This is a genomic window from Amycolatopsis sp. NBRC 101858 (assembly GCF_030269325.1).
Lineage (GTDB): Bacteria > Actinomycetota > Actinomycetes > Mycobacteriales > Pseudonocardiaceae > Amycolatopsis > Amycolatopsis ponsaeliensis.
This window is the reverse complement of the sequence record NZ_BSTD01000001.1, coordinates 2020921-2044771: the sequence shown is the minus strand read 5'-3', so window position 1 is coordinate 2044771 and position 23851 is coordinate 2020921. Positions and strand designations below refer to the sequence as shown.

Below are 23851 nucleotides of genomic sequence, written 5' to 3'. Positions count from 1 at the left end.
CGTCACCCGGGGAGGCGCCGGATCGACAGCGTCAGGAAGCCAGGAACAGCTCCAGCTGCTCGACGACGAACGCGTGGTCGTCGGCCTGCGGAAGTCCCGAGACCCCCACCGTCCCCACCGGACCCACGCCGCGCACCAGCACCGGGAAGACGCCGCCGTGGGCCGCGTATTCGTCCGGGTTCAGGCGGGAGTCCTCCTCGAACGAGCTGCCCTTCGCGCGGAACTGCGTGCCGACCAGGAAGGAGCTGTGGCCGTAGCGGTCCACGACGCGGCTCTTGCGGTCGATCCACGCGTCGTTGTCGGCCGACGTCCCCGGCAGCGCCGCGTGGAAGAGGCGCTGGCCGTTGCGGCGGACCGAGATCGTCACCGGCAGCCCGCGCTCGCGCGCCACGGCCAGCAGCTGGGCGCCCAGCGCCAGCGCCGTCTCGTTGTCGAACTTCGTGAACTGGAGACGTTCTTCCTGGTCAGCGAGCTGGGCGAGGCGATCGGCGTCGGTCATCCGTCCATTAAATCAACACTGTTGTTTAATTGCCAGTGAACTCGGTCAGGGACAGCACGTTGCCGTCCGGGTCGCGGAACCAGGCGATCCGCCCGCCGGGCGTGGTCCAGATTTTGTCGGTGTCCTGTGGCAGCGTGTCGAACGTGAGGAACTCCACGCCCCGGCCGCGCAGCTCGGCCACCGCCACCCGGATGTCGGCGACCGCCCAGCCGAGCACCGTGAACGGCTGCGGCGTGAATTCGGCGACGGCGGTGACGCGCAGCATCGTCGCGCCACTGCGGAACACGCACGCGAAGGGGGTTTGCTCGATGAACTCGAGCCCGGCGACGTCCGTGTAGAAGGCACGTGAGCGCTCCAGGTCGGTCGACGGTGCGAAGGCGACCAGATCCGCTGAATCGAGCATGGGTACCACCTCTCTCGGCGGAGAACGTACCCCTCGCCAGGCCGCTGACGTGGGGATGAGGAGGCAGAATGGGCCGGATCCGCCGGCGCACGGTGCTCGGCGGCGCCGCCGCGGCCACGGTCGCCGGCTCGTTGACGGCCTCGTGCGCCGCACCGGCGCGGAAGGGGACGATCGACGACGTCCGCCACGTCGTGGTGCTGATGCAGGAGAACCGATCGTTCGACCACTACTACGGCACGATGGCCGGCGTGCGCGGCTTCGGCGACCGCGCGGCCCTTCGCGACGTCTTCCGCCAGCGCGGCAAGGGTGCGCCGGTGCTGCCGTTCCGGGTCGACACGTCCGTTGTGGACGGCCAGGACCTCGGCGAGCTGCCGCACGACTGGAACAGCACCCACCGCGCGTGGAACGGCGGCGCGTACGACGCCTGGGTCGCCGCGAAGAGCCCCATGACGATGGGGTACTTCACGCGCGACGACATCCCGTTCCAGCACGCGCTGGCGGGTGCGTTCACGCTGTGCGACCACTACTTCTGCTCGATCCAGGGCCCGACGCAGCCGAACCGGCTGTTCCACTGGACCGGCACGATCGACCCGGACGGCGTCGCCGGCGGCCCGGTCACGCACAACTTCCCCGACTACGAGCCGTCGTTCCGCTGGACGACGTACCCGGAACGGCTCGAGTCCGCCGGGATCACGTGGCGGATCTACGCGAACGACGAAGAGCGCGGCGTCCCTGAGCACTTCGCCGGTGACTACGGCGACAACCCGCTGTGGCTCTTCAAGAACTTCCACGACGCGCTGTACTCGATGGACCCGGTGAAGCAGCGGCTGGCCGAACGCGGGAACCTGCGCAAGAAGCTGCTGCCCGATTCCGGCAAGGGCAAGGACCTCGACCACGTCCTGGCCGAGTTCCTCGCCGACTGCGCGGCCGGGACGCTGCCCGCGGTGTCGTGGGTCGTGGCCCCGTACGGCTACTGCGAGCACCCCGCCGCCCGGCCGGTCGACGGTGCCTCCTACATCCAGCGGATGCTGAAAGCGTTGTGGGACAATCCGGAACTGTGGGAATCGACCGTCGTCTTCCTCAACTACGACGAAAACGACGGCTTCTTCGACCACGTCGTCCCGCCGACGCCACCACCCGGGACCCCGGGCGAGTACCTGCCGGGGAACCGTCCGGAGCGGGGCGGGGCGTCCGGCGCCCCGCTGCCGATCGGGCTGGGGCCGCGCGTGCCGATGACCGTCGTCTCGCCGTGGAGCCGCGGTGGCTGGGTGAACTCGCAGGTCTTCGACCACACGTCGGTGCTGCGCTTCCTCGAGACGTGGACCGGGGTGCGCGAGCCGAACATCTCGGCCTGGCGCCGCGCCATCTGCGGCGATCTGACCAGCTGTTTCGACTTCCGCGCGCACGACACGACGATCCCGCTGCTGCCGGACGCGGACGCGTTGCGCGCCGAAGCCGACCGGACGCAGTCCCGGCTCCCGAAGCCCGGGCTCGGGCCGGGTGCCCTCGTGCAGGACCCCGGCACGGCGAAGGCGCGCCCACTGCCGTACCAGCCGGTCGCCTGGGCCACAGCCGGGCCGGGCGCGCTGAAGCTGCACCTGGCCAACTACGGGACGCAGACCCTGCAGCTGGCCGCGTACGCCTACCACGCGGGCGGAGCGTCACAACGCTTCGACGTCGGCCCGAAGAGCGAGCTGACGGGGGAAGTCCCGTACACCGAGTCGTACGACATCGCGATCCACGGCCCGAACGGGTTCGTCGTCGAGGCCTCCGGAAAGGCGGGCCTCGACGCCGCCGTCACGTTCACGCCGGCGCCCGCGTTGCGCGTCACGGTGACCAACAGCGGCCCGGCGCCGGTCGTGCTGAACGACGTCACGATCGCACCGGAAACCTCGCACGACTTCCCGGTACCGGCGAAGAACGGCTGGTACGACGTCACTTTCGAGGCGCCCGGGTGGCGTCGCCGCTTCGCCGGGCACCTCGAGGACGGCCGCCCGTCGCGGACCGGGCCCTAACGCAGGGCGTCCAGCGCGAACGCGGCGAGCATCGCGACCCCGCTCGGCATCGCGTCCTCGTCGAAGAGCACGCGGTTGGAGTGGTTCGCGGCCGCCTCGGCCGGGTCGACGCCGGGCGGGCACGCGCCCAGGAACGCGTACGCGCCCTGAACGCGTTGCAGGACGTAGGAAAAGTCCTCGGCACCCATCAGCGGGTCCGCCATCAGCTCGACGTTCTCCTGGCCGAGCACGGCCTCCCCGAGCGTCAGGACTTCGGCGGCGACGCGGTCGTCGTTGACCGTCACCGGGTAGCCCGGCTCGACATCGGCGATGACGCGGCAGCCGTACGCCGCGCCGACCTGCTCGCACACCTTCGGCAGCTCGGCGCGGACCAGCGCGCGCGTCTGCTCGGACAGCGTGCGGATCGTGCCCTGCAGCTCGGCGGTCTCCGGGATGATGTTCGTCGTGGTGCCGGCCTGGATCCGCGTCACCGAGAGCACCGCCGGGTCGAACACGCTGACCCGGCGCGTGATCATCGTGTGCAGGGCGCCGACCATCGCCGCGGCCGCCGGCACCGGGTCGATCGTGTGCTGCGGCGCGGAGCCGTGGCCGCCCTTGCCGGTGACGAGCACCGAGAACGAGTCCGCCGACGCCATCTGCGGGCCCGGCCGGACCGACAGCAGCCCGCTGCGCAGGTTGGCGAGGATGTGCACGCCGAACGCGCGCTCGACCCGCGTCCCGGCGGCGTCGAGCACGCCCTCGTGGATCATGAACCGGGCGCCGTGGTGCCCCTCCTCGCCCGGCTGGAACATGAAGACGACCGAGCCGGCCAGCTGGTCCTTGCGCTCGGCGAGCAGCCGGGCGGCCGACGCCAGCATCGCGACGTGCGTGTCGTGCCCGCACGCGTGCATCGACTCCTCGTCCTCGGACGCGAAGTCCAGCCCGGTTTCCTCGGTCAGCGGCAGCGCGTCCATGTCGCCGCGCAGCAGCACCGCCGGGCCGGGCCGCGCGCCGCGCAGGACGGCCGTCAGCGACGTCGTGGCCTTGCCTTCGGTGATCTCCAGCGGCAGGCCGGCGAGGGCTTCGCGGATCGCCGCCTGGGTGCGCGGGAGGTGGAGCCCTTGTTCCGGGTGGCGGTGCACGGCACGCCGGAGGGCGACCGTGCGGTCTTGCAGCGCCCGCGCGTCGTCGAGGAGGCCGGCGAACGGCGTGCCGGGCAGCGTGGGCAGGTCAGTGGGGCCGGTCATGCTCCCGATAGTGCCCCATGCGGCGCTTCGGGTGCACCGTGCGTGCGTTCGGTCGACCGGCGGAATACGGTGTGCGCATGGCGGTGGATGAGCCGGTCACGGGCTTCGCGGTAGCCGTGGTCCGGGAAGACGGTCGGTGGCGGTGCAGCGCGCTCGACCCGGGGGCGTTGACCGAGCTCGACGCGGCGATCACAGAACTGGGCAAACTACGTTCCACCGGTGCATCCTTCGGGCTGCTGGCGGTCGACGACGAGTTCTTCGTCATCGTCCGGCCGAGTCCGCGCGGGCCGTCGTTGCTGCTCTCGGACGCGGCGGCGGCATTGGACTACGACATCGCGGCGGACGTCCTCGACGTCCTGCGCGTCGATCCACCGGACGAAGAGGACGACTCCGTCTGGCCCGAGGGCGACCTGTCGATTCTCGCGGACATCGGGCTGCCGGGGCCGGAGCTGGAGGTCATCGTCGGCGAGGTCGACCTGTACCCGGACGAACAGCTGCAGATGATCGCGCAGCGCGTCGGGTTCGGCAGCGAGTTCGCCAAGCTCCTGGACGAGCTCTGAGACGGCCGTCCGACACCGAAGCCGTGGAGGCGGCGCTGGAAGCGGCGCGCGCCCCCGGCTCGGACGTGCCGATCGGAGCCGTGGTCTTCGACCCCGACGGCAAGCCCCTGGCGGCGGCCCGCAACGCGCGGGTCGAGCTGGGCGACCCGACGGCCCACGCGGAGATCCTGGCGCTGCGCGCGGCGGCGGGCGTGGTCGGCGACGGCTGGCGCCTGGAGGGCTGCACGCTGGCGGTGACGCTGGAGCCGTGCACGATGTGCGCGGGCGCGCTGGTGCTGGCCCGGATCTCGCGGCTGGTGTTCGGGGCGTGGGAGCCCAAGACGGGCGCGGTGGGGTCCCTGTGGGACGTCGTGCGTGACCGCCGTCTCAACCACCGCCCGGAAGTCCACGGCGGCGTGCTGTCGGCGGAGTGTGCGTCCCTGCTCGAGACGTACTTCGCGACCCGTCGCTGATTCGGCTCGTCCGGGGTGGGTACCCCGATGGGCATGACTATGAAGGACAAGGTCCAGCAGACGGTGGGCGGCGCGCGCGAGAAGCTCGGTTCGGTGACGGGCAACCGGCGCCTCGAGGCATCCGGCCGGATGCAGCGCCGCCGCGCCCAGGTGGCCGAAGTGGCCCACGACCTGCGTTCGAAGGCATCGCGCTTGGTGCGAGACGTGCAGGTCAGGCGCCGGCCGGACCGGCCTGCCGACCCCTTGTGAGGCACGCGGGTGCGCTCCGGTATTGTTCTCGGCGGTGGCGTGTCCGAGCGGCCGAAGGAGCACGACTCGAAATCGTGTGACGGCTAATCCCCGTCCGTGGGTTCAAATCCCACCGCCACCGCTCTCGAATCGCCCGGCAGCCCCGATCAGGGTTGCCGGGCGTTTTGCTGTGACCACACGCCGAGCCACTGCTCGGCGCCGTACGCCTCGAACCGCTTCACTTCGGTGAACCCCAGCTTCGTCGCGAGGCGCATCGAGGGGGCGTTGGCGGTCTGGGTGCAGAGCGCCACCTTGTCGCCGGGGTTTGCGCCGGCGAACCAGTCGAGGGCCGCCGTGCACGCTTCGGACGCGTAGCCGTGGCCCCACGCCTCCGGCAGGAACAGGTAGCCGAGTTCGGTCTTGGCGGCATCTGTGTCGTGGGGATCGAGTGTGATCATGCCGATCAGCGCCCCGCCGAGATCGACGACGAACAGTCCGGGACGCCGCCCGGGCACTTCGGCCGTCGTGCGCTCCAGCTCGTCCCGTGGTTTCGGGCCGCCGATGTAGGTGCCCACGTCCGGCGAAGCGAACAGCTCGATGAACGCGGCGCGGTCGCGGGCTTCGGACTCGCGGAGGACGAGCCGGTCGGTCCTGATCGGGGCGGGTGGCCAGACTCCGGGCTCGGGCATGTGAGGCAAGCTATCGCACGCCTTGACTTGAAGGGCTCTTGAAGTGTGACGGTGGCGAGAACCGATCACCAAGGAGCCCACCATGAAGGTCCTCGTCACCGGGGCCACCGGCAACACCGGCCGGCACGTCGTCAGTGGATTGCTCGACCAAAACGTCGACGTCCGGGTCCTGGTCCGCGACCCGGCCAACGCGCCCGGAGGGGAAGTCGTCCGAGGCGACATCATTGATCCCGCCGAAGCCGCCGAGGGAGTCGACGCCGTCTACTTCGTCTGGCCTTTCTACTCCGCCGCAGGAATCGACAAAGCCGTAAAACCCTTCAAGGACAAGAAGATCGTCTACGTCTCATCGGCAGCAGCCGAAGACGGCGGGTTCTGGGCCGAGGTGGAGGAAGCCGTCAGGAACGTCACCGACGACTGGACCTTCCTCCGCATCACCGGCCTCGCCACCAACACCCTCGGCTGGGTACCGCAAGCGAAAACCGGCAAAGTGCGGGCGCCCTATGGTCAAGCCAAGCGTTCCCTCGTCCACGAAAAGGACGTCGCCGAAATGGCGATCAAAGCCTTCACCGGCGATCACCGCAAGCAGATCTACCTCGTGACCGGCCCCGAAGCGCTCACCCAAGCCGAGCAGGTCGAAATCATCGGCAAGGCGCTCGGAACACCCGTGAAATGGGAAGAACAGCCCGAACAGGAAGCCACCGAGCAACTGGGCGAGGAATTCGCGAAGAGTGCCCTGCCCTACTGGGCCTCCCTCGTCGACGATCCGGAGCCCGTCTCGCTGGACGTCGCCACCGTCACCGGGCATCCGGCGCGGAGCTTCGAAGACTGGGCCCGGGAACGCTTCAGCTGAGCTTGACCGCCGGCGCCGTCAACGGCTCCAGTTCCGCCAGCAGCGAAGACAGCGACGCGATCTTCACGGAAACCGTCCGGACCACCGCCGCGCACGTCGTGCTGACCGTGCTCACCACCTCGGGTGACCGGTCGTCCGCCAGCACCGCCGCTACGGCCGCCGCGGCCGCGTCCGCGAGTGCGCCCACCTCGGCCGACGCCGACGTTGCCAACGCGTCCAGCTCGGAAGCGATCCGGGCGCCCAGCTCCGCCGTGGCCGTGGCCGCCTGGGCCGCCGCGGCGTACTGACCGTCCACTGTGTCCGCCCAGATGCCGAACGTCTCGGCGCTGCCGCCGGTTTCGCCCTGCTCGACGCCGTTGCGGAACTCCGCGGAAGCCGACGTCACCAGCGCCGCGCCCGCCTCGACCGCCGAAGCGGACGAGCTGATCGACGACGGCGAACAGTCCAGGTGCCGCAGGGCCGCGACCGGGTCCGGGGCGCCGATGCGGCCCGCCGCCGTGCGCAGGGAGGCCAGCCGTTCCGCCGCCGACGTCAGCGCCGGGTGCTCGAACACCGGAGCGGTCACGGCGCCACCGCGATCCGGCCGCGGAAGCCGGTGCTCCGGGTGCTCTCCGCTGCCATGCGCAGCCGGCCGGCCAGGTCGGACGTCGCGTCGCCGAGGACGCGCGCGTCCGCTTCGCGAGCGGCGAGGGCGGCGGACCAGCGTGCCGCCAGCTCGCGGGCCTGCGCCGAGAGGCCGAACGGCGTCGAGTCGACGCGGGCCTCGGCGAACTGCCCCGCGGCCTTGTCGTCGGCGGCCGCGGCCTGGTCGAGCAGGTCCGCGGCCGTGCGGAGCCGGTCGGGCCGCTTCGGGGGGTTCCGGCTGACGAAGCCCGCGGGGCGGAGCTCCGGGACGTCAGCCAGGGGGTTCCGGGTGGCGAAGCCCCCGGCCTCGGAGCGGAGCTCCGAGATCTCACTGCCGATCCGCGAGCCTCTGCCTTCCGGCATGGGGACCTCCGTCGTCAAGGGCGCTCACCCGATCGTGGAAGATCTTGCCTCATGCTCCCGAGCCGCCCGCATCGCGGTGACCTGCGGCGTTGATCGCGTTCCACCAAGTGGACGTCTTGACCGCAGGGCGGGAGGAAGAACACCATAAGCGCATGCCCGCCACCTCGGAAAGCACGCCTGTCCGGTGGCACGGCCGCGCCTCCAAGCGGTCGGTCGGAGAAGGCACCGTGGAGCTCCTGCTGCGCCGCGGCCGCCTGGGCTCGCCCCCTGCCTGACGCGAGCCCGGCGTCCGAATCCTCCCGAAAACCCTTGGAGCACAACCATGTCCGTAGACCTGCCTGCCCGGATTCCGCTGCGCGAGGCCGTCACACCCGACGACGGCATCTTCGAAGGCCCCCGCGTCCTGCGCCGGAGCGGAAGCGGCGAGCCGTACGAGCGCTTCACCCTCCGCCCGCTGGGCCGGGTGATCGGCGCCGAGATCGACGGCGTCGACCTGGCCGAGCCGCTGACCCCCGAGCTGCGTGAAGACCTCAACCGCGCCCTGCTCGAGTGGAAGGTGATCTTCTTCCGCGACCAGGACATCACGTCGGCGCAGCAGCGCGCGTTCGCCGCGAACTGGGGCGAGCTGGAGACGAACCCGTTCATCCCGAAGGGCGACGACGACGCCGTCACGCGCTTCGAGCGCACTGCCGCCATGCCCGGTTACGAGAACATCTGGCACGTCGACGTCACCTGGCGGCCCAACCCGGCGCTCGGCTCGGTGCTGCGGCTGATCGAGGTGCCGCCCGTCGGTGGCGACACGATGTGGGCCGACATGGCCGCCGCCTACGACAACCTGCCCGAGGACGTCCGCGCCCGCATCGACGGGCTCACCGCGGTGCACGACTACCTCCCCGGCTTCGACCGGTTCGCCGATCCCGCGCTCCTCGCGCGGTGGCAGGACGAGTTCCCGCCGGTCGAGCACCCGGTGGTCCGGACGCACCCGGAGACCGGGCGGCGCACGCTGTTCGTCAACCAGGCGTTCACCACGCACGTCGTCGGCATGGACCGCGACGAGAGCGACCGGCTGCTGCGGTACCTGTTCCTGCAGGCCCACACGCCGGAGTTCCAGGTCCGGTTCGGCTGGCGGCCGAACTCCGTGGCCTTCTGGGACAACCGCGCCACGCAGCACTACGCGGTCAACGACTACCACCCGCACGTCCGGATCGCGGAGCGCGTCGCCATCGCGGGCGACCGGCCGCTGGCGACCCTTAGCCTGGGGACATGACCGATGAACCCCAGGCAGTGGTGACCGGTTTCCTCAAGGCCCTCGAAGACCTCGACATCGACCGCGCGCTGACGTTCGCGGCGAGCGACATCGTGTACCAGAACGTGCCGTTGCCGCCCGCCCGCGGCGTCGCCGCGGTCGAGAAACAACTGCGTTTCATGGCCAAGTACGGCTCCGGGTTCGAGGCGCGCACGCACCACATCGCCGCGGACGGCAACGTCGTGCTCACCGAACGCACCGACGTGCTGCGCCGTGGCGCGTGGGAAGCGGAGTTCTGGGTGTGCGGCACGTTCGAGGTCGAAGCCGGCCGGATCGTGCTGTGGCGCGACCACTTCGACTGGACGACGTTCCTGGCCGCGAGCGCGAAGGGCGCCGGGCGAGTCGCGCTGGCCGGCGCGCGCACGCTTATTGGCCGCTACAAGGCGAAGCAGACGGTGCGCTAGACCCCGGGTGCGCCGCGGTCGTGGTCCCGGAGGTCCACGACCGCGGCTATCCCCAGCACCAGCACGAACACGCAACTGAGAACAATCAGCCCCCACATGATGGTTCTCCCTCCCCCGCGTGTTCGTGCTGGTCGAGAGCTGTCCGAAAGTGGTCTGTGCCACTTTTCCGGCGGCTCACGCAGACCGTACCGCCGCTTCACGCGGGTTGTTCCGGGTCTTAGGGAGCATTTAAGGCAGATGCGCCGGATGGGTGACAGAGGTGCGAGGACCTGTCACAGTCCGCGCGCAATCGGTTACGCGCCAACGCCCAGACCGGCCACGGACGCGATTCCGTCCCGTACGGACAACGTCGTCGAGCGCAGCGCCGACACGTCCGCGAGGTACCGCAGCGCCTTGCCCGCTTCCTCCCCGGCGAGCGGTTCGCACTCGTTGTCCGCGTTGCGCCGTACCGGGATGAGCTCGAGCCGCGGCTCGGTACCGAACAGGCAGCCGGCCAGCAGCCCGTCGGTGTGCCGTCCGCGCATCGCCGGCCAGTCGAAGACGAGGTTGCCGAGGCTGTAGAGGATCGGGCGGCCGCGGTACACCTCGACGGCCTGGATCGTGTGCGGCCCGTGCCCGGCGACCAGGTCGGCGCCGGCGTCGATCGCCGCGCGTCCGTAGGTCACCTGGTACTCCGCGAGGTCCGCGCCGGGCAGGCCCCAGTGCATCGAGACGACGACGTGGTCGTGGGCGGATTTGGCCTGCTTCACGTCGGCGACGAGCCGTTCGAGGTGATCGGGCACGGGCGTCGTGCGGACCAGCGGCGGGCGGCCCGGGATCTCCGCGATGCGCGGATCGGGCTGGTAAGCCGTGGTCGCAAACGCTTGCGCGACGCCCGGGGAGCCCGACTGCGCGGCTTGGCCGTGGGCGCGGCGAAGTGAGGTGTACGCGAGGAATGCGACCTTTTCGCCGGAGCGCTCGAGCACCGCGGGTGCGTGCGCGGCGTCGAGGTTCGCGCCGGCGCCGCAGTGCGCGATCCCGGCTTGGTCGAGGACGGCGAGGCTCGCCATCGCCGCGGCCGGCGGGTGCGTCATGTCGTTGGCGCACGAGACGACGTCGATGCCGGCCGAGGTCAGCGCTTCGGCCGCCTTCGCGTCGAGCGGTCCTTCGAGGTTCACGAACCGGAGGTCGGCGCCCTTGAGCAGGGGATCCAGCTGCTGGAACGCCGTCGACGGCGTCGCGCGGCCCTGAACGTTGACGTCTCCGCCGAGTACCAGCGTGATCACAAAACCTGCTCTGCCGAAAGAGTGACGACGAAAGTAGTTGTTACGAATCGTTGCACCTTTGTCTTCCTCCTCCTCATCTGTTCGGGGGACTATGCCACGACTGTTCAAGCACAAAGGGGACTCAGGGTGATCAAGACCCACAGAGCCAAGACCGCGCTGACGGTGGCCGTCGCGTCGGGCCTGGTGCTCGGCGGAGTGGCCGCACCGGCCGCCTTCGCGGCACCCAGCGCCGACGCGGTCATCGCCGAGGTCTACGGCGGTGGCGGCAACTCCGGCGCCACGTTGACCAACGACTTCGTCGAGCTCGCGAACCACGGTACTGCCGCCACGAGCGTCGACGGCTTCAGCGTCCAGTACCTGCCCGGCTCGCCGAGCGCGTCCAGCACCTGGCAGGTGACGCAGCTGGCCGGCAGCGTCGCGCCGGGCGGGCGCTACCTCGTGGCCGAGGGCAAGGGCAGCGGCGGCACGGTCGCGCTGCCGACGCCGGACGCGACCGGCACGATCGCGATGTCGGCGACCGCGGGCACGATCGCCCTCGTCTCCGGTACCACCGCGCTGACCTGCAAGACCGCCGCGGACTGCGCTGCCGACCCCCGGATCAAGGACCTCGTCGGGTTCGGCGCGGCGACCGTGCGCGAAGGCGCTCCGACGGCCGCGCCGGCCAACGCGACGTCCGTCGCGCGAGGCGCGTCGCTGGCCGACACCGACGACAACGCGGCCGACTTCACCGTCGGCGACCCGACCCCGACGAACACCAAGGGCGAGACGACCGGCGGCGGTGGCCCCGGCGAACCGGGCACCCCGGCGAAGATCCACGAAATCCAGGGCACCACGCGCATTTCGCCGTTCAAGGACAAGAAGGTCAGCGACGTCACCGGCGTCGTCACCGCGACCCGGACGTTCGGCTCGGTGCGCGGCTTCTGGCTCACCGACCCGAACCCGGACAACGACCCGCGCACCAGCGAGGGCCTGTTCGTGTTCACCGGCTCGACGAGCCCGGCCGTCGCGGTCGGCGACGCGGTGACCGCGACCGGCACCGTCCGCGAGTTCTACCCGGACGCGCCGGCGACGTCGAACTACCAGTCGCTCACCGAGCTGAGCAGTGCACAGTGGACGGTCGGCTCGCACGGGAACGCCCTGCCGGCACCGACCGTGCTCAACCCCGACACCGTGCCGGTCTCCTACGCGCCCGCGCCCGGTGGGAACATCGAGGCGCTCCCGTTGGAGCCGGCGAAGTACGCGCTGGACTTCTGGGAGGCGCACGAGAGCGAGATCGTTTCGATCAGCGACGCCCGCGTCGTCGGCCCGTCGAACTCGTTCAACGAGCTGTACGTGACGTCCAAGCCGGACCAGCACAAGTCGGTCCGCGGCGGCAGTGTCTACCTGGGGTACGACCAGCTCAACAGCGGCGTGATGAAGGTGTCGTCGCTGATCCCGTTCGAGCAGCGGCCGTTCCCGAAGCTCAACGTCGGTGACGTGCTGACCGGCACCACGTCCGGCCCGGTCGAGTACAGCAACTTCGGTGGCTACACGCTGTTCGCCAGCGTGCTCGGGGCCGAGAAGGACAACGGGCTGCAGGCCGAGACCACGCGCAAGCAGCGGTCCGGCGAGCTCGCGGTCGCGACGTACAACGTCGAGAACCTGGCGCCGGGCGACCCGCAGGCGAAGTACGACCGGCTCGGCGAGGCGATCGTGACGCACCTGGCGACGCCGGACATCGTGAACCTGGAAGAGATCCAGGACAACACGGGCGCGACCGACGACGGCACCGTCGCGGCGGACCAGACGCTGCAGAAGTTCACCGACGCCATCGTCGCCAAGGGCGGCCCGCGCTACCAGTGGCGCTCGATCGACCCGGTGAACGACCAGGACGGCGGCCAGCCGGGTGGCAACATCCGCGTGGCGTTCCTGTTCAACCCGGCCAGAGTGTCCTTTGTGGACCGTCCGGGTGGGACGTCGACCTCCGCGGTGGGCGTCGTTCGCGACCACGGGAAGACGCACCTGACGGCGTCGCCCGGCCGCGTCGACCCGGCGAACGAGGCCTGGGAGGACAGCCGCAAGCCGCTCGCCGGCGAGTTCGTCTTCAAGGGCCGCACGGTGTTCGTCATCGCCAACCACTTCAACTCCAAGGGCGGCGACCAGCCGACGCACGGCCGCAACCAGCCGCCGGTGCGCAGTTCCGAGGTGCAGCGGGCGAAGCAGGCGACGGTGCTGCGCGGGTTCGTCGATTCGCTGCTGACGGCCGATCGCAACGCGAACATCGTCGTGGCGGGTGACCTGAACGACTACCCGTTCTCGCCCGCGGTCCAGACGCTCACCGCCGGTGGCGCGCTGAAGGACCTGATCGCGTCGGTGCCCGAGGCCGAGCGGTACAGCTACGTGTTCGAGGGGCAGTCGCAGGTGCTGGACCACATCCTGGCGTCGAAGGCGCCGCGCGGGGTGGACTACGACGTCGTCCACATCAACGCGGAGTTCGCCGACCAGGCGAGCGACCACGACCCGCAGGTGATCCGGTTCCGGCCGAGCACCGGCAACGCGATCCAGGACGCGCTCAACGACCTGCTCGACTACCTCGAGCAGCTGCTGGGCAAGTACTTCCCGTAAGCACGCAGTTCGGGGCCGCCACCGGGTTCGCCCGGTGGCGGCCCTTTTGCGTGTTCGCTCCTTTGGGTGACGATGAAACCGCGGAGCGTTGACGGCCGTCTTACGGTGGGAGTGGACCACAGGGGAGGGTGGCGTGGACGGGTATGCGGTGAAGGTCGACGAGCTGGGCAAGCTCATCGACGATCTCGGCACGGCGGCGGGTCGGATGGCCGACGCGAACACGAAGCTGGGCGGCGGTGGGGCTTTCGGGTCGTTGGGCACGGCTGACCTGGGCAAAGCGGGCGTCGAGTTCGAGGACGCGTGGGGCTACGGCATCAGCCGGCTCGGCGACGCGGCTGCGGACATCACGGAGCGGCTGAAGCAGGCGAAGCAGAAGTACGAGCGGATCGAAGCCGAGTTCGGCGGGCAGCTGTCGAAGTTCGGTTCGGCGGTGCTCGGTGACGAACCTGGTGACGGGGCCGGCACCGGAACCCGGGCGAACCTTCCGCGAGTGGGGCAGCCTTCCGGCGAAGCCCCGATGGGCGGCGACGGCGGCCTGGTCGGCGGCGGCGTGACCGGTGGTGTTCCCGGGATCGACGAGCTCGCCGAGCGCAAGGATCCCGGCGGGGTTCCCGACGGCGGAATGGTCGGCGGCGGCGCGACCGGCGGTATCACCGACATCCTGGACGGACTCGGCCGATGAGCACGCAGGACTTCCCGGCCCTGGGCTTCGACCCGGCGCCGGGCGATCTCGACGGTGTCACCGACCTGGCCGGCAAGTACCGCGCGGTGAGCAAGGACCTGACCGAGGCCGACGACGCGCTGCGCCGGATCGTCCGGAAGCAGGGCATTTGGCAGGGCGAGGCGAGCGATGCCTTCGCGCGGCGCATCGGCCCGCTGCCGCAGTACCTCGAGGGTGCGGCTCGTTCGATGGGCGACGCCGGCTCCGCGCTCGAAGCCTGGGCACAGCAGCTGGGGGACCTGCAGAAGCGCGCGGCCGACCTGGAGGCCCGCGCCGAGGCGGCGGCCCAGGCGGCCGAGCAGGCCCGCGCGAACCCGGACTTCGCGCTGGCGAACCGGACGTTCCCGGACCAGCCGTCGCTGCAGATCGCCCAGCGCCTGCTGGACAACGCGGGCCGGCAGCTCCAGACGGCGATCGACGGCTGCCAGAACGTCCAGGACGCGGCGAAGCAGCTCCAGCAGGAGCACACGGAGGCGGCGGCCCGGGTCGCGGAGGCGCTGCGGAAGGCGAAGGAGCTGGCCCCGGACGAGCCAGGCCTGCTCGACGAGCTGGGTGACGCGGTGGGCGGGGCCCTTGTCGACTTGGGCAACACCCTGGCCGACTCGGTGGACCAGGCGTGGGACTTCGTCCAAGACCACGCGGAGGTGATCGCCAAGGTCTCGGACGTGTCGGGTGACATCGGGAACGCCCTTGGCCTCCTTGGCGAGTTCCTTCCCGATCCCGCCAAGGAGATCGTGGGAGCGGTCGCCACCGGCTTCGGTGTGGCAGCGCTCGCCGGCCACGCCACAGCCAAACTGGCGGGTGCCGATGTCGCTGTGGAGACCCTGATCTTCGATGGGCTCGGTGCGGCGACTTCACTGGTCGGCACCTTCGCCTCACCGGGAGTCGAGGCCGCGATGAAGGGCATCGGCTACGGCGCGCTCGATACCCAGCTCAAGCTCGACGCAGGCGCGCGGGCGGCGGGGGTGAGCTTCGAGGGGCCGATAGGCGACCTCGTGAACTACTGGATACCGAAGGACGCGACCCAGGCCGCTGCTTCGTTCGTTTCGCCGGCGGGTGTGGCGTATTGGAATGCGGCTGAAGCCGGAGCACAGGCCGACAACGCGCCACAACGCCGTCGTGAGCGTGCGGAAGACGAGGTGTGGAACTGATGCCTCTCCAAATCGACCTCCCACCGGGGTTCGCCGGCATGCCGGTGGGCGCCGACGACAAGATGAACCGCGGCCACGCCTGGACCATCGCCGAAAACCTGGCGTCCGGGACGTCCGTCGAGGAGTTCGGCAGCTACCTGATGGCGCTGGTGCCGGCCATGCAGGCCAACGGCATCCGCGTCTTCGGCAAGTTCGCCGTGGGCCGGCGCAAGGGTGACATCGCGACCCTGACCCTCGGCGTCGCGCAGTGGCCGGAGACGTCGCCCGCCAACCAGGACGCCCTGGTCGCCGCGATGGCCGAGCTCTATCGAAGCCGGCACAAGCGCGCGGTGGTGAAGCCGGTGCGGCTCCCGATCGGCCCGGCGATCGTCGCAATCAGCGGCGGCGAGTTCCACCTGCCCGAACGCGACGTCCGCACCCAGATCAAGGCGGAGTACCAGATCCCCCTGCCGGACGGCCGGTCCGTGGTGATCCTGTCGGTGGTGGCGGAGTCCGAAGACGCTTGGCCGGCAGTCGCCGAGGCGACGGCGAAGGTCGCGTGGAGTCTTCGCAGCGGGGAGGCGCCGTGAACAACGCGCAGCTCATCGAGGAAATGCGCTGGCAGCTCAAGCAGATCGAGGAGCGCAAGGCCGAGAACCAGCGCCTCCTCGCCGGCATCGCGGGCAGCGAGCACACCACCGTCGTCTCGCCGGATCGAACCGTCACCGTGCTCGCCGGGCCCGGTGGAGTCGTCAGCGAAGTGCGGCTCGCTCCGGACGCCATGCGCTCCGACGCCGTCACGCTGGGCCGGACCATCACCGCCGCGATCCGGGAGGCCGTCGCGGCGACCGGAAAGCTCGCCGCGCCGCCGACCGTGGGAGCACCAAGGCCGGCACCACCACGCCACCGTCGGCAAGCTCCCACCGACGACGAGCCCTACGACACGGTGTTCGATGTCTAGGCCGGCGGCTGCTCGCCGCGTTTCGAAGCTGCTCGCTTGGCGCGCCACCCCAGGGCCAGCACCGCCTGGACCAGCTCCTGGTAACTGGGCTTGACCTCCTCGAGGTACCGCTCCAGGTACGCCGGGCGCGCGGTCAAGACCGGTCGGGGCTCGTCGCCCGGGTCCAGCCAGAGCAGGCCCTGGATGTTGTGCAGCGCCATCTTCCACCAGCGGGTCGCGCGCTCGGCCGCGCGGGCTTCGCGCTCCGACGCCACTTCGATCGCGGTCTGGGCTTCCTCGATCTCCCCGGTCAGCTCTTCTGCTCGGGCCAGCTCCCACGCGCGCAGGTTCTCCGCCGAGCCCCGGGAGAGGGCGATGATTTCCTTGTACCGCATGGCCGCGGTGGCACCGTCGTCGGTCATCGGTCGTTCTCCGGGCGCTGGAACGGGATGATCACTTCAGGGGCGCCGTGGGTCGTGCGGTCGAAGAACAACGCGCGGCCCGGACGCGGGGACCAGTGCACCACCTGGCCCGCCGCGAACGGCGACAGCTCGTTGCCCTGGACGTCGAGCGCCGCCCACGTGCCGATGTCGTCGGTGCCCGCGAAGCCCAGCGTGTCCTTGAGCCGGGCGATGCTGCGCCACCAGCCGATCGTGTGGATGCCGTGGCCCGGCCCGTGCTTGAGCAGCACGCGCAGGTGGTCGAGGCCGCTCTTCAGCTGCCCGACGGCTTTCGCTTCCAAGGCGGGCAACGCCGCGTCGACCCCGTACAGGAGCAGGATCTTCGCGCCGCCGGACATCGAGCCGGTCATCGACTCCAGCACTCCGGTCAGGTCGTCGACCAGCGTGGCCGCGTGGCCGTCGGCGCGCAGCCGCTCGGTCAGCTCAAGCGCCGCCGGGGCGCAGGCCTCGATCGGGCAGCTCAGCACGAACTCGACCTCGCCGGGCTCGTACTGCCGCGACAGCGAACGCGCCGCCGAGTCCATGATGGACAGTGCTTCCGCGGTGGCCGACCCGAGCACCGCGATGTTGCGGCCCGGCGCCCGCGGCAGCTCCACACTGCACGCGGCCTCGGCGACGTCGATCGACTGCCCGAGCAGGGCCCGCGGCCGCGAGTTCGGCTTGAGGTCCAGGTACGCCGAGAACTGTTCCAGCACCGGCGAATGCGCGCCGTCGAACAGGCGCGGCCGCGGGAACCGGCCCTGGTACTCCTCCCACAACCGGTGCTGCAGCCGGACGAACACGTTCTTGCTGCTCGCGTCCGGGATGTGGGCCAGCTGGTTGCCGTGCGCGACGCCGGAGTCGTGGTTGATCACCCCGTGCCACTTCGGGGCCGACACCGCCGCGTTGTTCGTCTCGGCCAGCACGCGCCGCGCCTTCGGCATCGCGATGCGCAGCGTGCACTGCTCGAACACCGCCGGCTTGCCCCAGAACGCCTCGATGCCGGCGACGTCCTGGCTGGCCAGCACCAGGTGGATGCCCTGCGACCGGCCGCGCCGCGCGATGTCCTCCAGCAGCTGCGTGGCTGTGGCCGTCACCTGGTCGCGGCCCGCGAACAGGTACTGGAACTCGTCGATCACCGCGACGATCCGCGGCCAGTGCCCGCCGGGGTCGGCTTCGCGGAGGTCGGCGAGGTTCGTGACCTCGTGCTCCTTCGCGGCCGCCGACCGGCGCCGCAGCTCGTCGGCCAGGAACCGCAGCAGCGCCAGGCCGAACTCGCGGTCGGTGTTGACGTTGACGCCGACGAGCCGCGCGTGCGGCAGCCAGCTCGCGTCCTTGCGCCCCGGCGCCAGCCCGGCGAACGAGACGCCTTCCTTGAAGTCCAGCAGGTACAGCGCCAGCTCGTTCGGGTTGTACCGGGCCGCGAGACTGCCGAGCAGCGCGTACAGGAAGTTCGTCTTGCCCGAACCGGACGGCCCGCCGATCAGGGCGTGCGGGCTCGCGTCGCCGATGACGACCTCGACCGGCTCGCCCTCGAAGAACCCGACCGGCGCGCGCAGCTCGCGCGCCGAGCTCTCGTGCCCGATCTCGGCCGGCAGCAGGTCGTCGAACGACCGCGGCCCGCCCTGCTTGGCGATCAGTGCCGCGGCGATCCGGTCGGCGGCGCGGATGACCTGCCCGGACGGCATCGGCGGATCGAGGTCGACGACCAGGTCGGTGCCGGTCATGCTGCTGATCGCGTGCCGGTCGTCGATCAGGCTCAGCGTCTCGACTGACGCGCTCACAGCGGTCGGCACGTCGATCATGATCAGGCAGATCCCGGCGGCCAGCGCCCCGCTCGCGACGCGCTTGAGGTCCCGCGCGCGTTCCGGCTCGAGCGTTTCGCCGTTGCCGTACAGGACGACGATGCGGAACGGTTCGATCCGCTCCTGCCGGTGGACGCGCAGCTCCCGCAAGGACGTTTTGCCGTCCTGCATCCCGGTCGCGTGGATGCGGCGGATGTGCCCGGCCAGCTCGTCGAGGAGGTCCTCGAGCCGGCCCGGGTCGTACAGCGAAAGCGCGCTCGTGCGGCTCAGCGGGTAGAGGTCGGGCAGGATCGCGGTCAGCTGCCCGATGTCCCAGAGGTGCACGCGCACGGCGCCCGGTTCGAACGTCGAGAGCACGCGGATCAGCAGGTTCTGCACGATGCCGTCGATGGTGGGCCGGGTCTTCGGCGCCGACGTGATCGCCAGGTGCGACTCGTCGAGCAGCGGGACGGCGACGTCGAACGTGCGGGTCGCGTCACCGCCGGCCGCCGTCGCGGAGCCGACGCGCCACAGACCGGGCGAGGTGATGCCGGCGTTGTGGCCGACGCGGCCGAGCCAGTCACCCGGGGGCAGCCCGGCCGGGCCGGGTGCGTTCTGCGAGACGAGCTCGCGCAGCGTAGAAGGCCCTTGACCCCAGTCGGTGTAGTAAGCGCTCCGCACGCTGCCGAGTGCGCCGAACACCTCGTGTGCGGCGGGGTGCCGGGACCACTCGTTCTGCTGCTCGGCGGTGGCGTGGTTCATGCCGACGCGGACGATGTCGCGCTCGAGCTCGAGTTTGGCGAGGTCGGCCTCGGCGGCTTGGCGCGCCCCGGCCGCCGCGCCCAGGACCAGGCCGATCTGGTGGCGGACCCGGTCGAGTGCGGTTTCGACGCGGTTGCGTTGCTCGGCTGACTTGTTGGCCATCGGCGTCCCCAAGAAAAGGTGTCCCCAAAAGGATTACAGGCGCGACCGGTATCCGCTCACCAGATCTTCGGCAGAGGACAGGCGGACGAGGAGCTGGTCCAGCCCCTCGCCTGCCTGCGCGTACTGCGAAGGCAGCCAGGGATCGGCCTTGGCCTGGGCGTCCACGAGAGCTTGCCGGGCTTCCCCGAGCAGGCTTGTGGCCCGCTCGGAGTGGGCGCGCGCGTCGGCGAGCCCGGCCACGACGGCGGTGAGCAGCTGGTGGAGTTCGGCGAGCGTCATCCGGCTAGAGACGCGCCGAGTAGGAGTCGGCGGAGGAAATGCTTGCTTGAACCGTGCTCTGCAAGCCGTTGATGCCTTGCAGTGCCTCCGCCAGCAACCCGTGCGCCTGGCTCACTTCGTGCTGGCTGCTGCCTTGCGTCGCTTGTGCGAGCGACTGCTGGGCTTCTTCGAGAGACTGCGCTGCCTGTTGCAGGGCGGCGATGCTCGCGGACGCCTTTTCATTGGCGAGCGCGATGCCAGCGCGGATCTCTTCGACTCCGGCCATCGGGCCTCTACTCCTCGAAATTTCGTCGGTCTTGCGGGGGCGAATCCATTGAAACAGATCCAACGACTCAGCGTGATCATCTGACTGTGCCGAGTGATCACGGCCCCGGAATCAGCAAGGCCCCGGACGTGGGACGTCCGGGGCCGGGCCGATCACGGTGCGTGCCGGGGTTGACCTGGCACGGCTGCCGCACACTGAAGTCGCTGGCCGGCGCAACCCCAGGTCAGAGCGGTTTTCGTGCCACTGCTGGCCTTTCTGGAAGCGTCGGGCTCGGGTTGGGGTGAGACTAGCGCGACCGGAGCAACGGGCTGCGTTCAGCCCTACTCGTAACTCCCTGTGGACGAACAGATTTGTCCCGCAATCGCTCGAAAGACATTTCACATTTCGGACACGGGACGAACCGGACGAGTGCCGCAACCGCATCCGCACGGGCACGTGCTCGTGCGGATGACCTGCATCTCGGCACGGTGGTAGCCGTGGTGAATGCCTTGCAGTACGGCTTCGGGGCTCTCCACACGGTGCCCTCGCGAAGACGGGCCTCTGCTCGCCCGACGACGATGTTGACCTGATCGTGACCGAGGTGCGGGCCACCATTCGCCACGCGACCGGCCGTCGGCCGAGCCGCGTACCGCAGTGGTCGGCCGGCTGAAGACCGCGCTCGTGCGTGAGCTGTCCGGGCCCCTCGAGGGGCCGGCCGGTAGAGATGCAGCGCGAAGGCCTGCCTCCAAGGCATTGCCGCAGGGCGCGGTCTACCGGCCCGGCGATCGCTCAAGCGATCTAACGCCCTGCCATGTCCGCGAATGGACCGGATTGGCGTCATCAACTGCCGCCGCAATGACGTCGACATCACCGTAGCGCCGTCCTCCGGGACGAAGCCCGCCGCGCCGCCGAAGCCGACGCTGACCACTGTATGCACGGCAGTTGGGCGAAGCGTGGGGAGGCGACATTCCTTTTCCGGCCGCCGGCTTTCGGCAATAGGGGAACAATTTGCGCGTGGAGGGTTCGACTCGTTCAAAGTTCTCCACGGGAGCAGGGTTAACGATCATCGGGTCGGTGTCGCGAAACTGTCTATTTTTTGGCCAAGCTCGTAGCTGGCTGTCCAGTTTGGTCATCACGGGCGTTGTTTGCACTGGGCCGTTGGAGTTACACAGCCATCCGCACGAGGTCGTGCTGCGTCCAAGACCATGTGACAGCGGACGATCGAGCGCGCGAACGACGACATGACGGCAGCGCACCTGGCCCGGTGCAGCCATCGGCGCGAACAATTTTCTGCACTTTTGGTTCAGGCCCACCTATAAGGCTGTGGTCCGGGTCGCCGAGGGTCTTGCCGTCTCCTCGGTGCCACCGCACTTGGCTCTCCGTGAAGGAACCTGTCAAATGACTGATGAGGAACCTGCGGCCTCCGCCACGCAGGGAAAGCCGGCACCGCCGGGCCTGCGGGAGGTCCTTGTCTCCGGCACGGGCGGGACCTCCGGGCGTCGACTCGCACTCCATGACCTGTTCGCATTGGTGCTGCCCGAAGGCGAGGTTCCCAGGGATGATTTGCGGCCGGCCGACGAGCATCCGCACCTGCGGCTGGTCCACGACATCGCGTTGCTGGACGCGCTGAAGCAGGAGGGGTTCGAGGGCATGATCTGGTCGGAGCTGTCCGACCGCCTGGCTCGCTATGGTCTCAGCGTCATGAACGCCTGGCTTGTCAGCGGTGAGATCTACGCGCGGGCTTCCGGGAAGGCGCGGCCAGCCAAGCCGCCGCAGCCGCCGTTCACCCGGGACGAGCGCAATGCCCTGGCGATCGACACCGTCGCCGACGGGGTCGAGCTCTTTCGCGAGAAGGGCGTGAAGGCCAACCACTGGGATCCCCGCCGAGGAGCTCGACTGTCGACCTACTTCATCGGTGCGTGCGTGCTGTGCTTCACCAACCTGTGTCGCAAGCAAATCGCCCTTCGCGGCAGGGCGGACCTTGACCTGTTCGTCTCCGACGACCGAGCCTGGGAAGCCGCCTCGACGTTCTCGGCGGAGCGGGTTGCGCTCGGCCGGATCGGTCTGGCCACGGTGCTCAAGGGCGATGCGGTGCCCCATGACGTCGTGGATCTGGTCATGACGTACTCGGTGCTCGGCTACAAGTCCCGTGAGATCGCCGACTTGATCAGCACTGAGGTCACCACCTATACGGCCAGCGCTGTACGGCTGATGATCAGCCAGTTCCGCAAGCAGATGACCAAGGAAGAGAGCGGAGGAGGACGACATGGCTGAAGCTGCGGCTGTGATCCCATCGATCAGTGCTGAGACGCTGGTGAATCGCTCTTCGGCCGGCACCAGGGGGGTGCGGCAGCTGGCCGGACGAGCGGACCCTGACGACGTGACCCGGGTTCTCGACCGCGCAGGGCGTACCCGGCCGTGCCCCGAGCCGTCCGCAGGCGACGTCCGTGACTATCGCACTCCGAAGTCGCTGACTCGGACATCCGGGCGTCTGACCAAAGAGGACCTGGACCCGCTGGTGAAGGACGCGAGTGAGGGCAACCCAGCCGCTACCCAGCGTCTGCTCCAGCTGATCGAACCGATCGTCGTCCGTTACTGCCGCGCGCGCATGGGTGGTCACGATCTGTCTTATGTGTCGGCGGATGACGTGGCGCAGGACGTCTGTCTCGCGGTGCTGAAGACGCTACCGAGCTACCACGACCGCGGCGGCTCGTTCCTCTACCTCATACACGCCATCGCGGCGAACAAGGTCGCCGAGGCCTACCGCGCCGTCGCGCGCGATCGCTGCGAGCCGGTTCCCGAGCTGCCGGAGCCGGCTGTCGACAACGAGCCGGAAACCCGTGCGCTGCACCTTGACCTTGGTGCTCGCCTCGGCCGGTTGCTCACGTCGTTGCCCAAGGTGCAGCAGGAGATCCTGACGCTGCGCATCGCGGTCGGCCTGTCAGCCAACGAAACCGCCGAAGCGCTCGGCATTTCGCCTGGCAACGTGCGTGTCACACAGCACCGTGCCCTGACCCGGCTACGCGGCATGATTCGGCGAGAGGAGGAGTTCTGATGTCCAGTCGAGGGTGTTTCTCATGCAGAATGCCCCGGCACCTGCCGGGCGCCGGGACATTCCTTGATTCCATCGTACGGTGGCGACAGTCAGAAGACCTTGAGAACCTTCAGTTCAGGGTCGTCAGCGGTCTTCACAAACACCGTCCCGTCAGCCTGCATGACCTCTTCGAGGTAGGCATAGAGCTGAAGGGCCCGGTTGATCGTGTCGGTCTTCGAGTCGCCGGTCAGGCTCACGGCCTGGTGCAGTGCCCGCACGGCTCGAGGTGTGAGGTTGACAGTGACGCGCTCCAGCGCGCCGTTGCCGCTGCCGGTACCGGTCTTCTGGTCGGCCAGGGGTCCAGAACTCTTGGACGCCATCATTACTACCTTCCCCTGATGATTCCCCACCACACCCACTTGGATTCCCGGATTTGCCCTTCCGGTCACCAAGCTCCAGACACAGAAAATCAGGCCTCGCCGCCTTCGCAGCTGACCAGTCGCCTCGTGGCTCGCGCACGCGAGCTACATATTCTGTTTGTCCGTCTGAACGGGTCGTGGGTTTGTTTACCCGCTTCCGAAACGACGACGGTACGCGAGGTGACACGACTTCACCTCGCGAAGCTGCATCTGATACTAGGTGATCACATTCGGCTCACCTGCCTGTCTGGTCTCTTCAGCAGTGCGTCTACTGTGCGCTCAACAGTACCACCTTGTCAATACGGGGTGCCCACTGATGCACATACGTGAGCTTTACATGAAGCGACTTTCAATCAGTCATGTCAGCACATTGCGTACAGCTTTCATTCATACGGGTATAGACTGGCCCGCGAGAGACCTGGCCTGCGCCGGCCAGTCAGCACGGGTG

At 69.5% G+C, this 23851-nt stretch carries 26 protein-coding genes and 1 tRNA gene; 15 read left to right on the top strand and 12 right to left on the bottom strand.

The window, feature by feature from the left end; translation table 11 throughout:
• Positions 1–31: 31 nt before the first annotated feature.
• Entirely contained in the window at positions 32–499 is a 468-nt protein-coding gene (locus QSK39_RS09905) for a heme-degrading domain-containing protein (protein WP_285477309.1), read from the bottom strand.
• A gap of 25 nt (positions 500–524) precedes the next feature.
• Positions 525–902, bottom strand: a complete 378-nt coding sequence (locus tag QSK39_RS09900) for a VOC family protein (RefSeq protein ID WP_285477308.1) — start codon at positions 900–902, stop codon at positions 525–527.
• Positions 903–970: 68 nt separating this feature from the next.
• On the opposite strand from QSK39_RS09900, the gene QSK39_RS09895 reads away from it, so the two are divergent.
• On the top strand, positions 971–2917 hold the full coding sequence (locus QSK39_RS09895) for a phosphocholine-specific phospholipase C (protein WP_285477307.1): 1947 nt from the start codon (positions 971–973) through the stop codon (positions 2915–2917).
• Here QSK39_RS09895 and QSK39_RS09890 read toward each other — a convergent pair.
• Entirely contained in the window at positions 2914–4143 is a 1230-nt protein-coding gene (locus tag QSK39_RS09890; RefSeq protein ID WP_285477306.1) for a M20 metallopeptidase family protein, read from the bottom strand. The genes QSK39_RS09895 and QSK39_RS09890 overlap by 4 nt on opposite strands.
• A gap of 77 nt (positions 4144–4220) precedes the next feature.
• Between QSK39_RS09890 and QSK39_RS09885 the strand changes: the two genes are divergently transcribed.
• The 4 genes from QSK39_RS09885 (at position 4221) to QSK39_RS09870 (ending at position 5525) form a co-directional block, all read left to right on the top strand.
• Positions 4221–4703, top strand: a complete 483-nt coding sequence (locus tag QSK39_RS09885; RefSeq protein ID WP_284747372.1) for a tRNA adenosine deaminase-associated protein — start codon at positions 4221–4223, stop codon at positions 4701–4703.
• 23 nt (positions 4704–4726) lie between these two features.
• A complete protein-coding gene (locus QSK39_RS09880; protein ID WP_285477305.1) occupies positions 4727–5155 on the top strand; it encodes a nucleoside deaminase in 429 nt (142 codons plus the stop codon).
• A gap of 33 nt (positions 5156–5188) precedes the next feature.
• A complete protein-coding gene (locus QSK39_RS09875) occupies positions 5189–5404 on the top strand; it encodes a CsbD family protein (protein ID WP_285477304.1) in 216 nt (71 codons plus the stop codon).
• A gap of 33 nt (positions 5405–5437) precedes the next feature.
• Positions 5438–5525, top strand: a tRNA-Ser gene (locus QSK39_RS09870).
• Between the two features lie 25 nt (positions 5526–5550).
• On the opposite strand, the gene QSK39_RS09865 is transcribed toward QSK39_RS09870, so the two are convergent.
• Positions 5551–6072 carry a GNAT family N-acetyltransferase gene (locus tag QSK39_RS09865; protein ID WP_285477303.1) on the bottom strand — a complete coding sequence of 174 codons (522 nt, stop codon included), beginning with the start codon at positions 6070–6072 and terminating at the stop codon, positions 5551–5553.
• Between the two features lie 82 nt (positions 6073–6154).
• On the opposite strand from QSK39_RS09865, the gene QSK39_RS09860 reads away from it, so the two are divergent.
• Positions 6155–6922, top strand: coding sequence for an SDR family oxidoreductase (locus QSK39_RS09860; protein WP_285477302.1), 768 nt, complete (start codon positions 6155–6157; stop codon positions 6920–6922).
• Here QSK39_RS09860 and QSK39_RS09855 read toward each other — a convergent pair.
• Both QSK39_RS09855 and QSK39_RS09850 read right to left on the bottom strand, forming a co-directional pair.
• Complete coding sequence (locus tag QSK39_RS09855; RefSeq protein WP_285477301.1) at positions 6915–7487, bottom strand: hypothetical protein; 573 nt, start codon at positions 7485–7487, stop codon at positions 6915–6917. The genes QSK39_RS09860 and QSK39_RS09855 overlap by 8 nt on opposite strands.
• Complete coding sequence (locus QSK39_RS09850; protein WP_285477300.1) at positions 7484–7909, bottom strand: hypothetical protein; 426 nt, start codon at positions 7907–7909, stop codon at positions 7484–7486. Before QSK39_RS09850 ends, QSK39_RS09855 begins: the two co-directional genes overlap by 4 nt.
• 322 nt (positions 7910–8231) lie before the next feature.
• On the opposite strand from QSK39_RS09850, the gene QSK39_RS09845 reads away from it, so the two are divergent.
• Together QSK39_RS09845 and QSK39_RS09840 are read left to right on the top strand one after the other, a co-directional pair.
• The gene (locus QSK39_RS09845) at positions 8232–9176 is read left to right on the top strand and encodes a TauD/TfdA dioxygenase family protein (protein WP_285477299.1); all 945 of its coding nucleotides are present in this window, start codon (positions 8232–8234) and stop codon (positions 9174–9176) included.
• Positions 9173–9619: a limonene-1,2-epoxide hydrolase family protein gene (locus QSK39_RS09840; protein WP_285477298.1), complete on the top strand. Its 447-nt coding sequence runs from the start codon at positions 9173–9175 to the stop codon at positions 9617–9619. Before QSK39_RS09845 ends, QSK39_RS09840 begins: the two co-directional genes overlap by 4 nt.
• A 293-nt stretch (positions 9620–9912) precedes the next feature.
• Here the strand turns inward: QSK39_RS09840 and QSK39_RS09835 are convergent, their stop codons facing one another.
• Positions 9913–10884 (bottom strand): CapA family protein, encoded by a 972-nt coding sequence (locus QSK39_RS09835; protein ID WP_285477297.1) that lies wholly within the window; start codon positions 10882–10884, stop codon positions 9913–9915.
• 126 nt (positions 10885–11010) lie between these two features.
• Between QSK39_RS09835 and QSK39_RS09830 the strand changes: the two genes are divergently transcribed.
• The 5 genes from QSK39_RS09830 to QSK39_RS09810 all read left to right on the top strand — a co-directional run bounded on the left by QSK39_RS09830 (position 11011) and on the right by QSK39_RS09810 (position 16300).
• Positions 11011–13488: a DUF8508 domain-containing protein gene (locus tag QSK39_RS09830; protein ID WP_285477296.1), complete on the top strand. Its 2478-nt coding sequence runs from the start codon at positions 11011–11013 to the stop codon at positions 13486–13488.
• A 133-nt stretch (positions 13489–13621) separates the two neighbouring features.
• Entirely contained in the window at positions 13622–14170 is a 549-nt protein-coding gene (locus tag QSK39_RS09825; protein ID WP_285477295.1) for a hypothetical protein, read from the top strand.
• The gene (locus QSK39_RS09820; protein ID WP_285477294.1) at positions 14167–15360 is read left to right on the top strand and encodes a putative T7SS-secreted protein; all 1194 of its coding nucleotides are present in this window, start codon (positions 14167–14169) and stop codon (positions 15358–15360) included. Before QSK39_RS09825 ends, QSK39_RS09820 begins: the two co-directional genes overlap by 4 nt.
• A complete protein-coding gene (locus QSK39_RS09815) occupies positions 15360–15929 on the top strand; it encodes a hypothetical protein (protein ID WP_285477293.1) in 570 nt (189 codons plus the stop codon). Before QSK39_RS09820 ends, QSK39_RS09815 begins: the two co-directional genes overlap by 1 nt.
• Positions 15926–16300: a YbaB/EbfC family nucleoid-associated protein gene (locus tag QSK39_RS09810; RefSeq protein ID WP_285477292.1), complete on the top strand. Its 375-nt coding sequence runs from the start codon at positions 15926–15928 to the stop codon at positions 16298–16300. Before QSK39_RS09815 ends, QSK39_RS09810 begins: the two co-directional genes overlap by 4 nt.
• Here the strand turns inward: QSK39_RS09810 and QSK39_RS09805 are convergent.
• From QSK39_RS09805 to QSK39_RS09790, 4 genes are read right to left on the bottom strand one after another with little or no spacing between them, the layout of a single operon-like run.
• Entirely contained in the window at positions 16297–16701 is a 405-nt protein-coding gene (locus tag QSK39_RS09805) for a hypothetical protein (protein ID WP_285477291.1), read from the bottom strand. The genes QSK39_RS09810 and QSK39_RS09805 overlap by 4 nt on opposite strands.
• On the bottom strand, positions 16698–19427 hold the full coding sequence (locus tag QSK39_RS09800; RefSeq protein ID WP_285477290.1) for an FtsK/SpoIIIE domain-containing protein: 2730 nt from the start codon (positions 19425–19427) through the stop codon (positions 16698–16700). Before QSK39_RS09800 ends, QSK39_RS09805 begins: the two co-directional genes overlap by 4 nt.
• A gap of 33 nt (positions 19428–19460) precedes the next feature.
• Positions 19461–19706, bottom strand: a complete 246-nt coding sequence (locus QSK39_RS09795; protein WP_284747393.1) for a hypothetical protein — start codon at positions 19704–19706, stop codon at positions 19461–19463.
• A 4-nt stretch (positions 19707–19710) separates the two neighbouring features.
• The gene (locus QSK39_RS09790) at positions 19711–19971 is read right to left on the bottom strand and encodes a hypothetical protein (protein WP_003056176.1); all 261 of its coding nucleotides are present in this window, start codon (positions 19969–19971) and stop codon (positions 19711–19713) included.
• Between the two features lie 1377 nt (positions 19972–21348).
• Between QSK39_RS09790 and QSK39_RS09785 the strand changes: the two genes are divergently transcribed.
• A complete protein-coding gene (locus QSK39_RS09785) occupies positions 21349–22224 on the top strand; it encodes a hypothetical protein (protein WP_285477289.1) in 876 nt (291 codons plus the stop codon).
• Positions 22217–23005 carry an RNA polymerase sigma factor ShbA gene (gene shbA / locus QSK39_RS09780; RefSeq protein ID WP_285477288.1) on the top strand — a complete coding sequence of 263 codons (789 nt, stop codon included), beginning with the start codon at positions 22217–22219 and terminating at the stop codon, positions 23003–23005. The genes QSK39_RS09785 and shbA overlap by 8 nt, the downstream gene beginning before the upstream one ends.
• An 89-nt stretch (positions 23006–23094) precedes the next feature.
• On the opposite strand, the gene QSK39_RS09775 is transcribed toward shbA, so the two are convergent.
• On the bottom strand, positions 23095–23364 hold the full coding sequence (locus QSK39_RS09775; protein ID WP_285477287.1) for a hypothetical protein: 270 nt from the start codon (positions 23362–23364) through the stop codon (positions 23095–23097).
• Positions 23365–23851 lie beyond the last annotated feature (487 nt).

What these genes read in the sequence shown, in the direction of transcription:
- QSK39_RS09905 (WP_285477309.1), bottom strand. Translation starts at nt 499, where the DNA reads ATGACCGACGCCGATCGCCTCGCCCAGCTCGCTGACCAGGAAGAACGT.
- QSK39_RS09900 (WP_285477308.1), bottom strand. Translation starts at nt 902, where the DNA reads ATGCTCGATTCAGCGGATCTGGTCGCCTTCGCACCGTCGACCGACCTG.
- QSK39_RS09895 (WP_285477307.1), top strand. Translation starts at nt 971, where the DNA reads ATGGGCCGGATCCGCCGGCGCACGGTGCTCGGCGGCGCCGCCGCGGCC.
- QSK39_RS09890 (WP_285477306.1), bottom strand. Translation starts at nt 4,143, where the DNA reads ATGACCGGCCCCACTGACCTGCCCACGCTGCCCGGCACGCCGTTCGCC.
- QSK39_RS09885 (WP_284747372.1), top strand. Translation starts at nt 4,221, where the DNA reads ATGGCGGTGGATGAGCCGGTCACGGGCTTCGCGGTAGCCGTGGTCCGG.
- QSK39_RS09875 (WP_285477304.1), top strand. Translation starts at nt 5,189, where the DNA reads ATGACTATGAAGGACAAGGTCCAGCAGACGGTGGGCGGCGCGCGCGAG.
- QSK39_RS09865 (WP_285477303.1), bottom strand. Translation starts at nt 6,072, where the DNA reads ATGCCCGAGCCCGGAGTCTGGCCACCCGCCCCGATCAGGACCGACCGG.
- QSK39_RS09860 (WP_285477302.1), top strand. Translation starts at nt 6,155, where the DNA reads ATGAAGGTCCTCGTCACCGGGGCCACCGGCAACACCGGCCGGCACGTC.
- QSK39_RS09850 (WP_285477300.1), bottom strand. Translation starts at nt 7,909, where the DNA reads ATGCCGGAAGGCAGAGGCTCGCGGATCGGCAGTGAGATCTCGGAGCTC.
- QSK39_RS09845 (WP_285477299.1), top strand. Translation starts at nt 8,232, where the DNA reads ATGTCCGTAGACCTGCCTGCCCGGATTCCGCTGCGCGAGGCCGTCACA.
- QSK39_RS09840 (WP_285477298.1), top strand. Translation starts at nt 9,173, where the DNA reads ATGACCGATGAACCCCAGGCAGTGGTGACCGGTTTCCTCAAGGCCCTC.
- QSK39_RS09820 (WP_285477294.1), top strand. Translation starts at nt 14,167, where the DNA reads ATGAGCACGCAGGACTTCCCGGCCCTGGGCTTCGACCCGGCGCCGGGC.
- QSK39_RS09815 (WP_285477293.1), top strand. Translation starts at nt 15,360, where the DNA reads ATGCCTCTCCAAATCGACCTCCCACCGGGGTTCGCCGGCATGCCGGTG.
- QSK39_RS09805 (WP_285477291.1), bottom strand. Translation starts at nt 16,701, where the DNA reads ATGACCGACGACGGTGCCACCGCGGCCATGCGGTACAAGGAAATCATC.
- QSK39_RS09800 (WP_285477290.1), bottom strand. Translation starts at nt 19,427, where the DNA reads ATGGCCAACAAGTCAGCCGAGCAACGCAACCGCGTCGAAACCGCACTC.
- QSK39_RS09795 (WP_284747393.1), bottom strand. Translation starts at nt 19,706, where the DNA reads ATGACGCTCGCCGAACTCCACCAGCTGCTCACCGCCGTCGTGGCCGGG.
- QSK39_RS09790 (WP_003056176.1), bottom strand. Translation starts at nt 19,971, where the DNA reads ATGGCCGGAGTCGAAGAGATCCGCGCTGGCATCGCGCTCGCCAATGAA.
- QSK39_RS09785 (WP_285477289.1), top strand. Translation starts at nt 21,349, where the DNA reads ATGACTGATGAGGAACCTGCGGCCTCCGCCACGCAGGGAAAGCCGGCA.
- shbA (WP_285477288.1), top strand. Translation starts at nt 22,217, where the DNA reads ATGGCTGAAGCTGCGGCTGTGATCCCATCGATCAGTGCTGAGACGCTG.
- QSK39_RS09775 (WP_285477287.1), bottom strand. Translation starts at nt 23,364, where the DNA reads ATGGCGTCCAAGAGTTCTGGACCCCTGGCCGACCAGAAGACCGGTACC.